Source organism: Arthrobacter sp. C9C5 (assembly GCF_013359735.1).
Classification (GTDB): Bacteria; Actinomycetota; Actinomycetes; order Actinomycetales; family Micrococcaceae; genus Arthrobacter.
This window is the reverse complement of sequence record NZ_JABFMX010000019.1, coordinates 14,861-28,731: the sequence shown is the minus strand read 5'-3', so window position 1 is coordinate 28,731 and position 13,871 is coordinate 14,861. Positions and strand designations below refer to the sequence as shown.

Annotated in this window: 10 protein-coding genes; 6 read left to right on the top strand and 4 right to left on the bottom strand. The window is 68.5% G+C overall.

Going from position 1 to position 13,871, the window contains the following annotated elements:
• Nucleotides 1–1,533 precede the first annotated feature (1,533 nt).
• From HNO80_RS14530 to HNO80_RS14520, 3 genes are all read left to right on the top strand, one after another.
• Nucleotides 1,534–2,826 (top strand): serine/threonine-protein kinase, encoded by a 1,293-nt coding sequence (locus tag HNO80_RS14530; RefSeq protein ID WP_502707864.1) that lies wholly within the window; start codon nucleotides 1,534–1,536, stop codon nucleotides 2,824–2,826.
• Nucleotides 2,823–3,347: a mucin-associated surface protein gene (locus tag HNO80_RS14525; RefSeq protein WP_249777369.1), complete on the top strand. Its 525-nt coding sequence runs from the start codon at nucleotides 2,823–2,825 to the stop codon at nucleotides 3,345–3,347. Before HNO80_RS14530 ends, HNO80_RS14525 begins: the two co-directional genes overlap by 4 nt.
• A 166-nt stretch (nucleotides 3,348–3,513) precedes the next feature.
• Complete coding sequence (locus HNO80_RS14520) at nucleotides 3,514–4,116, top strand: SRPBCC family protein (RefSeq protein ID WP_175323565.1); 603 nt, start codon at nucleotides 3,514–3,516, stop codon at nucleotides 4,114–4,116.
• Nucleotides 4,117–4,266: 150 nt separating this feature from the next.
• Here the strand turns inward: HNO80_RS14520 and HNO80_RS14515 are convergent, their stop codons facing one another.
• The gene (locus HNO80_RS14515) at nucleotides 4,267–6,486 is read right to left on the bottom strand and encodes an NADP-dependent isocitrate dehydrogenase (protein WP_175323564.1); all 2,220 of its coding nucleotides are present in this window, start codon (nucleotides 6,484–6,486) and stop codon (nucleotides 4,267–4,269) included.
• A 269-nt stretch (nucleotides 6,487–6,755) separates the two neighbouring features.
• Here HNO80_RS14515 and HNO80_RS14510 point away from each other — a divergent pair, with 269 nt between their 5' ends.
• Entirely contained in the window at nucleotides 6,756–7,730 is a 975-nt protein-coding gene (locus HNO80_RS14510; protein WP_175323563.1) for a trypsin-like serine peptidase, read from the top strand.
• 748 nt (nucleotides 7,731–8,478) lie between these two features.
• On the opposite strand, the gene purH is transcribed toward HNO80_RS14510, so the two are convergent.
• Nucleotides 8,479–10,164 (bottom strand): bifunctional phosphoribosylaminoimidazolecarboxamide formyltransferase/IMP cyclohydrolase, encoded by a 1,686-nt coding sequence (purH, locus tag HNO80_RS14505; protein WP_175323562.1) that lies wholly within the window; start codon nucleotides 10,162–10,164, stop codon nucleotides 8,479–8,481.
• Between the two features lie 150 nt (nucleotides 10,165–10,314).
• Between purH and HNO80_RS14500 the strand changes: the two genes are divergently transcribed.
• Nucleotides 10,315–11,667 carry an MFS transporter gene (locus tag HNO80_RS14500; protein WP_175323561.1) on the top strand — a complete coding sequence of 451 codons (1,353 nt, stop codon included), beginning with the start codon at nucleotides 10,315–10,317 and terminating at the stop codon, nucleotides 11,665–11,667.
• Nucleotides 11,668–11,744: 77 nt separating this feature from the next.
• Here the strand turns inward: HNO80_RS14500 and HNO80_RS14495 are convergent, their stop codons facing one another.
• Both HNO80_RS14495 and purN read right to left on the bottom strand, forming a co-directional pair.
• The gene (locus HNO80_RS14495; protein ID WP_249777368.1) at nucleotides 11,745–12,380 is read right to left on the bottom strand and encodes a PDDEXK family nuclease; all 636 of its coding nucleotides are present in this window, start codon (nucleotides 12,378–12,380) and stop codon (nucleotides 11,745–11,747) included.
• Between the two features lie 417 nt (nucleotides 12,381–12,797).
• Nucleotides 12,798–13,376 (bottom strand): phosphoribosylglycinamide formyltransferase, encoded by a 579-nt coding sequence (gene purN, locus HNO80_RS14490; RefSeq protein ID WP_175323560.1) that lies wholly within the window; start codon nucleotides 13,374–13,376, stop codon nucleotides 12,798–12,800.
• Between the two features lie 39 nt (nucleotides 13,377–13,415).
• Here purN and HNO80_RS14485 point away from each other — a divergent pair, with 39 nt between their 5' ends.
• Nucleotides 13,416–13,847: a hypothetical protein gene (locus tag HNO80_RS14485; RefSeq protein ID WP_175323559.1), complete on the top strand. Its 432-nt coding sequence runs from the start codon at nucleotides 13,416–13,418 to the stop codon at nucleotides 13,845–13,847.
• Nucleotides 13,848–13,871 lie beyond the last annotated feature (24 nt).

The window sequence follows — 13,871 nt, the reverse complement described above, 5'->3', positions numbered from 1 at the left end:
CCAACCGCGCCCGCCGTCACCGCGGCCCCGGCGCCGGTTTCGCCTCCGACTGTCCCCCTGCCGGTTGTCCCGGAGCCCGTCGTCGTGCAACCCGTCGTGCCGCTTGCGGAGCCCGACGCGCCCCCTGTCGTCCCGCAACCCGTGTTGCCGGTTGCCCAGCCCGAACCGGCCTCCCAGGTTGCTGAGACTCCAGCCCCCGTTCCACCGGTCAGTGAACCCGTCGCCAGTCCCCCGGCCGAGCCCTCCCCGGCTCCCGCGCCGGTCCCGCCCGGAGAACCTGCTCCCGCGCCGGACCCGCCCGGAGAACCTGCTCCCGCCCCTTCCAGTGATCCGGCACCGGTTACGGATCCGGTTACGGACCCCGCTGTTCCGGTCACCGCTCCCGACACGGGCGCCGGAGACCTCCCGACTGTCCCGCCTGCTCCCGAGCCAACGCCCCCAGTGAGCGAATCCGCCCCCGGCACGATGCCCCCGGCAACCCTGCCTGCGGTGATACCGGCGCCGGTGGTCGTCCCGGGCCAGCTCGGCGCCGGGCGTGCACCGCTTGTCCCGCCACGGAAGACCGTCGCAGTCACTCCGGCCAGCGCTGATCCTTTGCTGAAGCAAAGCCCGGCGGCTGCGGACCAACCGCAGGGCCTTCAGGCCGATTACCCCGCGGCGAGCTACGGCTACGTCTCCACCCTGACCCTGCCGGAAGTCCCGGCCCGCGGCAGTATGCCGGGTGCCTTGGCCGCAGGGAGCCGAACTCCTGCGAGCCCCCGGTCAACCGGAGACGGTGCCCCCGCGGCGCCCACGGGCGGCAATGACGCGCCCCGGCCCCGTGGCGGCGACACCGGGCTGCCTGCCCCTGCTGCCCTCCCGGCGACCCCCGGGTCGGGGTCCGGCAGCGGTTCCACGGCCAGCGGGCCTTCCGGCGCTGCTGCGTGGACGCCAAGCGCGTTCTTCCTCATTCCCCCAATGGGCTCCGACCCCATCAGCGGCCCGCTCCAGCACGTACATCCTGCTGTCGCCGCCGATCCCGGATCTTCTCCTGACTAGTAGGGCCGTCCTCTGCCATTTTCCTGCGCAGAGCACGGTCCTTCGGGCTGCCATGTGCGCCCGCCACCAGTCATTCAGGAGATTTCCCCATGGACACCACCGTCCGCGAACGGATACCCGGCACCAACGTTCCGCCTAGGCGCGCCGTCTCAGCGCCCCTCGCGTCCGGTCCGGCCCCCTCACGTCGCGGGTCCCTGCCGCTATGCCCACGCCGGCTGCCGCGCCCGACCCCGGCGCAAGCTCCGCCCGCGGGACGGCCACCGTAACGCGTGGCCGCTCCCGTCCAGGTCTATTGCCGCCGGAGCGAAGTCGTTGGGTCCGCTGGGGGATTCAACGGCCTCGCCGGCTCCGGCGGCACCCCTTCCCTCCGCGAGAAAGGTGGATCCGCCATCACAGACGACAGCTGAACGATGCGGCCCGTGCCGGAACCCGATACCCGCACCCGTATTATTCTTTAGGGACGCCACCGCGGCGCCAGGACGAAAGACGGGGAACATCGTGGACGCTTTACCCAGTGAGGTCACGACCGAGATCCTGAGCGGCCGCTACCGTCTGGGCGAAGTGATCGGCCGGGGCGGCATGGCGTCCGTGTACTCTGCCCGGGACGAGAACCTGGGCCGGGACGTCGCGCTCAAGCTCTTCGCCCCGCAATCCGCGGACGCCGATGAGCTCAAACGCCAGCAGGCCGAGATCGAACTCCTGGCCACACTGAACCATCCGAGCCTCGTAACGCTCTTCGACGCCGGCACGGACACCCGGATCCCGGACGAGCCCAGGCCGTTCCTGACCATGGAACTGGTGGAGGGCCAGGACCTCCGGAGCCGGATCCGGCACAGCCCGGTACCTCTCGACGAGCTTGCCGTGATCGGTGCGGGACTCGCCGATGCCCTCGCCTACGTCCACTCCCTCGGAATCATCCACCGCGACATCAAACCGGCCAACGTCCTGCTGGTGCGGGTCCGGCCCGGCGAACCGCTGCGGCCAAAGCTGACCGATTTCGGCATCGCCAGGATCGTCGACGGGACCAGGCTCACAGCCACCGGGACGATGGTGGGGACGGCCGCCTACCTGAGTCCGGAACAGGCCCGCGGCGCCGACATGGGTCCGGCCAGCGACATCTACTCGCTGGGCCTGGTCCTGCTGGAGTGCATCAAGGGATCCGTGGAGTATCCGGGAAGCGCCGTCGAGTCGGCAGTGGCCCGGCTGCACCGCGCCCCCGTTATTCCCGACGCGGTGCCGGCCGAGTGGGCCCAACTGATCAGGGCCATGACCGCGCTGGACCCCCTGGATCGCCCCGCGGCTGCCGACCTGGAGGCTGCGCTGCGCCAGGCCCTGGTCTCCCCCGACTCCTTGCCGGGCCCGCTCGCCGAAGAACGGACCAGGGTGCTGCCCGCACCGCCCGCCCGGCCGCCGCGCTCGGCGACGGGAGTGCGGGACTTTGTCCAGGACACAGCTCAGGACCCTGTCCAAAACACAGCGCAGGGCTCGGCCGGCCAGGCCCCGGGCACCAGGGCCGGAACCCGCCGGCACCACGCACTGACCCCGGACGACGCCCCGGTGCGCCGCGCCGGCAGGCTGGGCGTGCTGGGCCGTCCGCTCGCGCGTTTCCGCCAGGCCCGACGCCGCACGAGGATCGCCGTCGTCCTGACTCTGGTGGCGCTCCTTGCGGCAGCCGCCGTCGCCGTCTCCCTCGCTGTCCCCAAGCCGCCCGCCGTCGTGCCTTATCCGGCCGTCTCCGGCGATTTGGGCGAGCACCTGAAGCAACTGCAGAAGAGCGTGCAACCATGAACGCCACCAGCAAACGGCGCTGGAACCTGGCCGTAGCCGGTCCGCTGCTCACAGCCGCCCTGATCGCCGGGTCGCTCACCGGATGTGGCGCCGCTCCCGAACTGGACGGCACGGCTGCAGGTCAGCTCCAGTCCCAGGTCCTGGCCGTGACCGAGGCCGCAGCCACCAACGACTCCGCCGGCGCGCTGAAACTACTGGAGGAACTGGGCGCCAAGCTCGACGCGGCGGCAACGGAGGGACAAGTGTCCTTCAAACGCCACCAAAGCATCAAGGCAGCCATGGATGCCGTCCGCGCCGACCTCACTGCCAAGCAGGCGGCGGCCGACAAGGCTGCCCGGGATGCGGCGGCGGCCAAGAAGGCCGCAGCCGACAAGGCTGCGGCGGCAGCCAAGGCCGCGGCGGCAGCAGCAGCCGCGAAGGCGGCCGCCGCGGCCCAGGCAGCGGCAGCGCCGGCTCCTGTGGCGCCGGCCCCGGCGGTCGGGAAGAGCAAACCCAAGGGCAAAGGCAAGGGCGGCCGCTGACGGCCTCCGGACTTTCACAATTGGCCGGATCCCGCTAGCTTGGTCAGTCAGGCCGGAAACGGCCTGACTTGTCCCAACCGCTGTCCGAGCACTTGTACCAACCCTTGTATCCGTCCCTTGCTACGACGCAGGCCGCAGCCTGCCAGCCGAAGGAGTGAAAGCAAGCATGGCAACAGTCCAGGAATCCATCGCCGTCAACGTTCCCCTGAGCCAGGCCTACAACCAGTGGACCCAGTTCGAGGACTTCCCGCAGTTCATGAGCGGCGTCGACTCCGTCCAGCAGCTCGATGACACCACCGTCCACTTCCAAACCAGCGTCGGCGGGGTCAAGCGCGACTACGACGCCAGGATCACCAGCCAGGATCCCGACCGGCAGGTGTCCTGGGAAAGCCTAGACAGCCCCCGCAACGCCGGCACCGTGCGCTTCGCGGAGCTGGGACCGGCGGAGACCCGGGTCGACGTCGAACTCAGTTGGGAGCCCGGCACTGCCACCGAGAAAATCGGCGCTGCGGTCGGCCTCGACTCCCGGCAGGTGGGGGCGGACCTGCAGCGGTTCAAGAAGTTCATTGAGGGCCGCGACTTTGAGACCGGCGCGTGGCGCGAGCGGGTCAACAGCGGGGACGCGGACGGGCGGGTCGGCGGGCTGACGCCGGTAACCGACCCGGAGTACGACGTGCTGGGGACCGGAGCGCCGCTGGACGCGGACCCGGATCTGGCTACCGAACCGGCCAGCGAGGCCGGCGGCGGCCGCAGGATCTCCGACCGCTAGGCAGATGCCTGGCCGCTGGGCAATCGCCGGCCGCCACGGGCCGACGACGGCGGGACGCACCGCCGTCGTCGTCCGGCCATGGACCGGCCGGCCGCTTAAACGCCGAACGGCGCACCGGGAGTTCCCGGTGCGCCGTTCGCGTTATGCGGGCTAGCCCAGCAGGGACAGCACTTCGCTGAACTTGGCCGAGGGCCGCATCACGGCGGAGACCTTGGCTTCGTCCGGACGGTAGTAGCCGCCGATGTCCACCGGGGATCCCTGGACCGAAAGCAGTTCGCCGACGATGGTTTCCTCGTTGGCGGCCAGGGCGTCCGAGACGGCGGCGAAGGCTGCGGCCAGCTCGGCGTCGTCGCTCTGGCGTGCCAGCTCGTCGGCCCAGAACTTGGCCAGGTAGAAGTGGCTGCCGCGGTTGTCCAGCTCGCCGGCCTTGCGCTTCGGGGACTTGTTCTCCAGCAGGAACGTTCCGGTGGCGCGGTCCAGGGTGTCTGCGAGGACCTGCGCGCGGGCGTTGCCCGTGGAGGTTGCCAGGTGCTCGAAGCTCACGGCGAGGGCCAGGAACTCACCCAGGCTGTCCCAGCGGAGGTGGTTTTCCTTGAGCAGCTGCTGGACGTGCTTCGGGGCCGAGCCGCCGGCGCCGGTCTCGAACAGGCCGCCGCCGTTGATCAGCGGAACGATCGAGAGCATCTTGGCGCTGGTGCCGAGCTCGAGGATCGGGAACAGGTCCGTGAGGTAGTCGCGGAGCACGTTGCCGGTGACCGAGATCGTGTCCTCGCCCTTACGCAGGCGGGCCAGGGTGAAGGCCGTGGCCTCGTCCGGGGACATGATTTCGAGCTGCAGGCCCTCGGTGTCGTGGTCCTTGAGGTATTCCTCGACCTTGGCGATCATCCGGGCGTCGTGCGCACGGCCCTTGTCCAGCCAGAACACGGCAGGGGTGGCGGAGGCGCGGGCGCGGGTGACGGCGAGCTTGACCCAGTCGCGGATCGGCACGTCCTTGGTCTGGCAGGCGCGCCAGATGTCACCTGGGGCAACCTGGTGTTCAATCAGGACGGTGCCGGCGTCGTCGACCACCTGGACGGTGCCGGCGGACTGGATCTCGAAGGTCTTGTCGTGGCTGCCGTATTCCTCGGCGGCCTGCGCCATCAGCCCGACATTCGGGACCGTACCCATGGTGGTCGGGTCGAAGGCACCGTTGGCGCGGCAGTCGTCAATGACGACCTGGTAGATCCCGGCGTAGCTGCTGTCCGGGAGGACGGCGAGGGTGTCGGCCTCCTGGCCGTCGCGGCCCCACATGTGGCCGGAGCTGCGGATCATGGCCGGCATTGAGGCATCGACGATGACGTCGGAGGGAACGTGCAGGTTGGTGATGCCCTTGTCCGAGTCGACCATCGCCAGCTCGGGGCCGTCGTTGAGGCCCTTCTGGATGGCGGCTTCGACGTCGCCGCGGATCTCTTCGGGGAGGTCCTCGAGGCCGTTGAGGATGGAGGCGAGGCCGTTGTTGGGGCTCAGGCCGGCCGCGGCGATCTGCTCGCCGTAGGTGGCGAAGAGGTCGGAGAAGTAGGCCTTGACGACGTGGCCGAAGATGATCGGGTCGGAGACCTTCATCATGGTGGCCTTCAGGTGCGCGGAGAAGAGCACGCCTTCTTCCTTGGCCCGGGCAACCTGGGCGGCGAGGAAGGTGTCCAGGGCGGCGGCGCGCATCACGGTGCCGTCGATGACTTCGCCGGCCAGCACGGGGAACGCCCGCTTCAGGACCTTGACCGTGCCGTCTTCCTTGACCAGCTGGATCTTGAGGTTGGTGTCCGCCTCGATGACCACGGACTTCTCGTTGGAGCGGAAGTCGTCGGCATCCATGTGGGCGACGTTGGTCTTGGACTCCGGGGTCCAGGCGCCCATGCTGTGCGGGTTCTTGCGGGCGTAGTTCTTGACCGAGAGCGGCGCGCGGCGGTCGGAGTTGCCTTCGCGCAGGACCGGGTTCACGGCGGAGCCCTTGATCTTGTCGTAGCGGGAGCGGATGTCCGTCTCCTCGTCCGAGGCCGGGTTGTCCGGGTAGTCCGGCAGGGCGTAGCCCTGGCCCTGGAGCTCGGCGATGGCGGCCTTCAGCTGCGGCACGGAGGCGCTGATGTTGGGCAGCTTGATGATGTTGGCTTCGGGCTTCTTGGCGAGCTCGCCCAGTTCGGCCAGGGCGTCGCTGACGCGCTGCTCTTCGGTGAGGTAGTCGCCGAAGACGGCGATGATGCGGCCGGCTAGCGAAATGTCGCGGGTCTCCACTTCCACACCGGCCGTCGACGCGAATGCCTCGACAATCGGCAAGAACGAATAGGTAGCCAGCATCGGCGCTTCGTCGGTGTGGGTATAGATAATCTTGGCCATTGCTCGGGCGTCTCCCTGAAAGTCTGCGGATATCCGGAAATCTTGTGTTATCTCAACGGCTCTAACTTACCCGAGGTGGCCCCATTGGCGCCTATCCGGGACGGGCTCCGTCGCCCCGTGACTCGTGCAGCCGGCCTAATCCTGCGCGAATCTGATGTGACAGTTGTTGACAAAGTTCTTTACATGTTCGTCAATTTGACGTAGTTTCTAACCCATCACAGCGGCCCGCACCGGCAGGCCGCCCCGCATTCCTCCCGGTTAGGACACCCATGAGAACACCCAAGACTCTGGCCACCAGCCTCCTCAGCCTCTCCGCCGCGGCCCTCCTGGCGATCTGCGCGGCCGGCGGCGCCACCGCCTCGCCCGTTGCGGCGCAGGACAAGAAGGCTCCCCAGGTGGCCAGCCAGTCCGTCGACGGCTCGCGCGCCGCCGACTACTGGACGCCCGAGCGGATGAAATCGGCCATCCCCGGCGACGTGCTGGCGGACAAGGCTTTGGCCCGCGGGAACAAGTCCTCGGCCGCCACCGTGGAGAAGGGCTCGAGCACCCAGATCTCGGGCAAGGCCGCCAACGGCAAGCCCACCCTGCACGCCGCCGAGTCGCCGGTCTCCAACATCGGCAAGGTGTTTTTCACGATGGGCGGCAGCAACTACGTCTGCTCGGGCAACTCGGTGGCCTCCACCAATAAGAGCACCGTCTCCACGGCCGGCCACTGCGTCAATGAGGGCCCGGGTGCCTTCGCCACCAACTTCGTCTTCGTCCCCGCGTACCTCAACGGCGCCGCCCCGTACGGCAAGTGGGCGGCCAAGGCGCTCTACACCACGACCCAGTGGAGCTCGGCCGGCGATATGCAGTACGACACCGGATTCGCCGTCGTGTCCCCGCTGAACGGACAGAACCTGTCCGACGTCGTCGGTGCCTCCGGCGTCCAGTTCAACGCCGCGCGCGGCCTCACCTACAAGTCCTACGGCTACCCGGCCGCGGCGCCGTTCGACGGCCAGTCGCTGGTGAGCTGCACCGGCCCGGCCTCCGATGATCCCAACAATCCCCAGTTCAACGCCCAGGGCATCCCCTGCGACATGACCGGCGGATCCTCCGGCGGCCCCTGGTTCATCGGCACCAGCTCCTCTGGTTACCAGAACTCCATCAACAGCTACGGCTACGGCAGCCGCTCCACCGTGATGTACGGCCCCTACTGGGGCTCGGTGATCCAGCAGGCCTACAGCACCGCCGCAGCCTCCTAAGAACCCCACCCCCAATACGCCCACACCCTAGGAAAGGAATAGGGCAACGCGGGGTCACTTGCCACCTATCCCCCTCGACAGGGCGGCAAGTGACCCCGCGTTGCTGTGTGCTGGTCCCGGAGCCTGCCCCTCCCACCGGACATGCCCATCGCACGGGCCGGCCACTGGACATAATCCCCATATGCCCACTCGTGGCTGCGAAGGATGAGCATGTCCCCCTGACCCGGCCGCCAGGGTCCGGGCGCACACAGGGGACATGCCCACTGCACGCGCCGGCCAGTGGACATAATCCCCAAATGCCCACTCGTGGCTGCGAAGGATGAGCATGTCCCCCTGACCCGGCCGCCAGGGTCCGGGCGCACACAGGGGACGTGCCCACTGCACGCGCCGGCCAGTGGGCATAGTCCTTATATGCCCACCCCTGGCTGCGAAGGATGAGCATGTCCCCCTGACCCGGCCGCCAGGTTCCGGGCGCTCACAGGGGACATGCCCACTGCACGCGCCGGCCAGTGGACATAATCCTTATATGCCCACCCCTGGCTGCGAAGGATGAGCATGTCCCGCTGACCTCTGGCTAGTGCCCACCCCTGGCTGCGAAGAATGAGCATGTCCCCCGGGCCCTGTAACCGGGGCAATCTCACTGCACGCGGCAGTGCACGCGGCACACCCCTGCGGCACAAAAAATGGACATGCCCTCCCGGATAGGGAGGGCATGTCCATTCCTGGCGGCAAGCGCTGCGCAGCTCCCCTAGTGGAAGAAGTGGCGGGCGCCCGTGAAGTACATCGTGATGCCGGCGGCGTTGGCTGCGGCGATGACTTCCTCGTCGCGGACGGATCCCCCGGGCTGCACGACGGCGCGGACGCCGGCGTCGATCAGGATCTGCAAGCCGTCGGCGAATGGGAAGAACGCGTCCGAGGCCGCAACGGCACCGCGGGCCCGTTCCGGAGCTCCGGCGGCGTCGGCGTTCGAGGCCCCGCCTGCACCCTCGACGTTGGACTCCACGGTGACACCCAGGGTGTTGGCCCGCTCGACGGCGAGCCGGCAGGAGTCGAGTCGATTGACTTGGCCCATGCCGATGCCGACGGCGGCACCGTCGGCGGCCAGCAGGATCGCGTTGGACTTGGCCGCGCGGCAGGCCGTCCAGGCGAAGGCGAGGTCGGCCAGCGTGGCGGCGTCTGCGGCCTCTCCCGCAGCGAGCGTCCAGTTGGCCGGGTTGTCGCCCTCGGCGTCGACCTTGTCCGTGGCCTGGACCAGCATGCCGCCGGAGACCTGGCGGAACTCGGTCGGGTAGCGGCCGTAGCCCTCGGGCAGGGTCAGGAGGCGGATGTTCTTCTTCTTGGAAAGGATCTCCACGGCCTCGTCCTCGAAGCCCGGCGCGATGACGACCTCGGTGAAGATCCCGGCCACGGTCCGGGCCATGCCGGCTGTGACGGTGCGGTTGGCCGCGATCACGCCGCCGAACGCCGAAACCGGGTCGCAGGCGTGGGCCTTCGCGTGGGCGTCGGCGATCGGGTCCGCCGCGGAGGCGGAACCCACGGCCACGCCGCAGGGGTTGGCATGCTTGATGATCGCGACGGCGGGCTCGGCGAAGTCAAACGCGGCGCGCAGGGCGGCGTCGGCGTCGACGAAGTTGTTGTAGCTCATCGCCTTGCCGTGCAGCTGGTCGGCCTGGGCGATGCCGGCCGGGGCGGCCTTGTCCACGTACAGCGCGGCCTGCTGGTGCGGGTTTTCGCCGTAGCGCAGCACCTCGGAGCGTTCCAGGGCCAGGCCGGCGTAGGCGGGCCAGTCGATCACGCCGTCGCCGTCCTCGTCGAGGAACTGGCTGGCGGTCCAGGTGGCCACGGCAGTGTCGTAGGACGCGGTGTGCGCGAACGCCTTGGCGGCGAGCCGGCGTCGGGTCTTCAGGTCAAACCCGCCGGAGGAGGCCGCATCCACCACGGAACCGTAGGACGCCGGATCCACCACGATCGCGACGGCGGCGTGGTTCTTCGCGGCCGACCGCACCATCGCGGGACCTCCGATGTCGATCTGCTCGACGACGTCGTCCTGCGCGGCGCCCGACTTCACGGTCTCCACGAAGGGGTAGAGGTTCACGACGACGAGGTCGAACGGCTCGATCGACATGTCCTCGAGCGTCTTCATGTGCGCCGGGACGCGGCGGTCGGCGAGGATGCCGCCGTGCACGCGCGGGTGCAGGGTCTTGACGCGGCCGTCCAGCATTTCCGGGGAGCCGGTGACTTCTTCGACTTCCTGCACCGGAATCCCTGCGGCGGCGATCTTCTTGGCGGTGGAACCGGTGGAGACGATCTTGACGCCGGCTTCATGCAGGCCCTTCGCGAGCTCCTCCAGACCGGTCTTGTCGTAGACCGAGATGAGGGCCCGGCGGATGGGAACACGGTCGATGGATACACGTTCAAGCTGCGTAAAGCTCACAAAAGTCTCCGTCTTATATCGCGGCGCGGCCGCGGGTGGTGGGGATGCGGCCAGTTTATCGCGTCACGGCCCTCTGCCTGCCCGCGCGCCGGAGTGTGAAGCTTCCCCGCTGGCGCGCGGCGGCACGTAGAGTTTTCCCAGGAGGCCGAGATGAATACTTACACCACTGTGCCCAGCGGCGAACAGGTGGTCCAGGAACTGCCGTGGCGGTGGAAGGTCCAGGGCCGGATTTTCCTGATCGGCGGCCTGGGCTTCATGTTCGACGCCTGGGACGTCACGCTGAACGGGATCCTCATTCCGTTGCTGTCAAAGCACTGGTCCCTGAGCGCCGGCGACGCGGCCTGGATCGGCACCTCCAACCTGATCGGCATGGCCGTGGGCGCCTTTGTTTGGGGCACCATCGCGGACACGATCGGCCGCAAGAAGGCCTTCACCGCCACCTTGCTGATCTTCTCGGTCTTCACCGTGCTGGGCGCCTTCTCCCCCGACTTCCTCTGGTTCGTGGCGTTTCGGTTCATGGCGGGCTTCGGCCTGGGCGGCTGCATCCCGGTGGACTACGCCCTGGTGGGCGAGTTCACGCCCCGCAAGCAGCGCGGCCGGGTCCTCACCGCGATGGACGGCTGGTGGCCGATCGGCGCCGCGCTATGCGGGTTCGTCTCGGCCGGACTCATCGCCGTCTTCGCCGACTGGCGGCTGACCATGCTGATCATGGTGCTGCCCGCGCTGCTGGTGTTCTGGATCCGGCGCAGTGTCCCGGAGTCGCCGCTGTTCCTGATCCGCAAGGGCCGCCGCGAGGAAGCCGCCAGGGTGATCGACGGCCTGGTCGCGGCCACCGGCGCCGAAGCCCGGGTCTACAGCCTGCCCGAACCCCAGGACGCGCCGCGGCTCTCCGCCGGCAGCGCCTGGACCCAGCTCCGCGCGCTCTGGCAGTTCAGCTGGAAGATCACGACGGCGGCCTGGGCCTTGTTCTTCAGCATCCTGCTGGTCTACTACCTGTCGCTGACCTGGATGCCGCGGATCCTGATCGGCGCCGGCTTCGAGGAGTACAAGGCGTTCCTCACCACGGCATCGATGGCCGCCGTCGGCCTGCTTGGCGTGGTGGTCGCCGCGCTGCTGGTGGAGCGGACGGGCCGCAAGTGGATCCTGGCCGTAACCGGCCCGCTGTCGGCGCTCACGCTGGTGATCGTCGCCGTCGTCGTGGACATCCCGACGGCGGCCGTGTTCTGGCTGTTGGTGTTCGGCTTCGTGGTGCAGGTGGCGATCCCGGTGCTGTACGCCTACGTGTCGGAGCTCTACCCGACCGAGCTGCGCGGCTCGGGATTCGGCTGGGCCTCGACGTTCTCCCGGCTCGGCGCAGGCTTCGGACCGTTGGTCTTCGCCGCGTTCCTGTGGCCGGAACTGGGACTGGCCACGTCCTTCGCCCTGGCCGGCGGCCTGGTGTTGCTCTCGGTGCTCTGGATGGCCTTCTTCGCGCCGGAGACCAAGCAGCGCCGCCTGGAGTAGCACCTTCGCCGCCGGCCCATCCCAACTGACTCGCAGCAGGGGCCGTTCTGACCTTTCGAAACGGCCCCTGCTGCCAGTTACTTCGGTTGCCATCCGCGACAAGTGAGCGCGGCACGGACCTTCGCGACGGCGGCGCGTGCGTTGTTTTCCATGTGCCGTCTTGAGATCCGCACCAGGATCCAGCCGGCGCTAGTGAAGTCCTCTTCCCTCGCGATGTCGCGGACCACCTGGGCAGGTTCGGAATGCACGGCGCCCTCGTACTCCACGGCAACCCGGCACTCCGGATAGGCAAGGTCCGGTTGGCGCACGACACCGGGGCGCAGGGCCGTTATCAGGTTCAGTTCCGGCTCTGGCAGTCCCGCACGGCACAGTGCGAGCCGGAGCCTGGTTTCAGGTGCTGAATCCGCACCGATCCGGGCCTGCTCCAAAGCGAGCCGAGCCTTTCGGATGCCGGGCGTGCCCTTGTGCCGGTCCAGCATCTCAGCCAGCTCTTCCTTGCTGGCGTATGGCTCCGCCCGGCCTTCAAGTTGCGGCCGAGGACGGCGCAGCAGATGGTCCGCCACCACGGTAAGCTCGTCAACGCTCATCCTCCGGGCGCAGTCCAGCCACGTCCTGGCCCGTGTGGTGACCAGAACACCGTCGAGGGTCGTGATTTCGTCGGCGAAGAACTGCCCGACGTGGCCGATCACACCCCTGCGCCGCGGTATGGCCATAGTGTCCGGACGTGAAATATGGATATCGGGAGCGTCGGAGCCCGGCAGGAACCCTGGGAATTCCCAGATCAGAAAGGCCGTAGCGTGGGAGGCAGCCGAGAAGTTGGTTACCAAGGTCAGAGGCCGAGCCCGGAGCTTCACGCCGGTGAGACCGCCGGGTGACAACCGAATCCCGCGGCTCGGAACGTGCAGCGAGCAATGTTTGAGACGGCGCCGGCTGACCCCTGCGTCGACGGCCTCGCGCACGGTAAACGGCGCCGCGCCAAGCTGAGCCGGGAGCGGCCGGGGTGTTTTCATCCACCCATCGTCGCAAAACCGCATACCGTCTCAGGGGGTTATCCACAGGCCTCGGCCGATGCACCCAACTGACTCGCAGCAGGGGCCGTTTTGAGGCCTCAGAACGGCCCCTGCTGCGAGCTAGTTGGGTGACTTCGCCCCCGCGGCGAGCGACTTCAGCGTCGACACCAGCAACCGCCGCTCCACCGTCTTGATCCGCTCGTGCAGGGTCTCCTCGGTGTCGCCGTCGTCCACGCTCACGGCTTCCTGGGCGATGATCGGGCCGGTGTCAACGCCCGCGTCGGCCCAGTGCACCGTGCACCCGGTGACCTTCACGCCGTAGGCCAGGGCGTCGCGGACGCCGTGCGCGCCGGGGAAGGCCGGCAGCAGCGCCGGATGGGTGTTCAGGTACTTGCCGCCGAACGCGTCGATGAAGTCAGCACTGACAATCCGCATGAACCCGGAGGACACGACGACGTCGGGCCGGTACCCGGCGACGGCTTCGGTCAGCGCGGCATTCCACGCGGCCCGGTCCGGGTAGGCCTTGAAATCCACCACGAAGGTCGGGATTCCGGCGGCCGCGGAGCGCTCCACCCCGTACGTTCCGGGCCGGTCGGCGCCAACGGCGGCGAGTTCCACGTCCAGCTCGCCGGCCCTGACGGCGTCGATGACTGCCTGGAGATTGGAGCCGGTGCCTGAGACGAGGACAACTATGCGCATTGACTTAGCTTATGGGGCCACTCGCGTACGCTGGAAAATATGAATTCCCCCCAGGACCCCGGCGGAGCCCAGCGGGGACAGAATCCCCGGAGCGAAGCGGCCAAGGCATCGCTGCTCCGGACGCACAACCTGTTCCGCATGTTTATCGTCACGGTGCTTGGGGCGTTCTTCGTCTTCCAGCTGGACGTCAGCTACCTCTGGCTCACCGCGATCCTTACCGCGGCCGCACTGGTGCTCGGCATCGTGCTGATCGTGCGTGCGGTGAAGCTCAAGGAATCCCGCCTGGTGCTGTTCGGCACCATCTCCGGCTTGGTGGTCTCCGCGGTCATGGTGCTGATGGTGCTGGCCTCCGCGGTGTTCTTCAACCAGATCCGGGACTACCAGCAGTGCGCCCGCCATGCCCTGACCCAGCAGGCGGCCTCGGCTTGCCGGACCCAGCTGGAGAAGTCGCTGCCCACGCAATTGCGCTAGCGCCGGCCGCCCGCGGGGCCTGGA

Excerpts from the sequence above, each read along its gene's own strand:
- HNO80_RS14525 (WP_249777369.1), top strand. The coding sequence starts at position 2,823 with ATGAACGCCACCAGCAAACGGCGCTGGAACCTGGCCGTAGCCGGTCCG.
- HNO80_RS14520 (WP_175323565.1), top strand. The coding sequence starts at position 3,514 with ATGGCAACAGTCCAGGAATCCATCGCCGTCAACGTTCCCCTGAGCCAG.
- HNO80_RS14515 (WP_175323564.1), bottom strand. The coding sequence starts at position 6,486 with ATGGCCAAGATTATCTATACCCACACCGACGAAGCGCCGATGCTGGCT.
- HNO80_RS14510 (WP_175323563.1), top strand. The coding sequence starts at position 6,756 with ATGAGAACACCCAAGACTCTGGCCACCAGCCTCCTCAGCCTCTCCGCC.
- HNO80_RS14500 (WP_175323561.1), top strand. The coding sequence starts at position 10,315 with ATGAATACTTACACCACTGTGCCCAGCGGCGAACAGGTGGTCCAGGAA.
- HNO80_RS14495 (WP_249777368.1), bottom strand. The coding sequence starts at position 12,380 with ATGGCCATACCGCGGCGCAGGGGTGTGATCGGCCACGTCGGGCAGTTC.
- purN (WP_175323560.1), bottom strand. The coding sequence starts at position 13,376 with ATGCGCATAGTTGTCCTCGTCTCAGGCACCGGCTCCAATCTCCAGGCA.
- HNO80_RS14485 (WP_175323559.1), top strand. The coding sequence starts at position 13,416 with ATGAATTCCCCCCAGGACCCCGGCGGAGCCCAGCGGGGACAGAATCCC.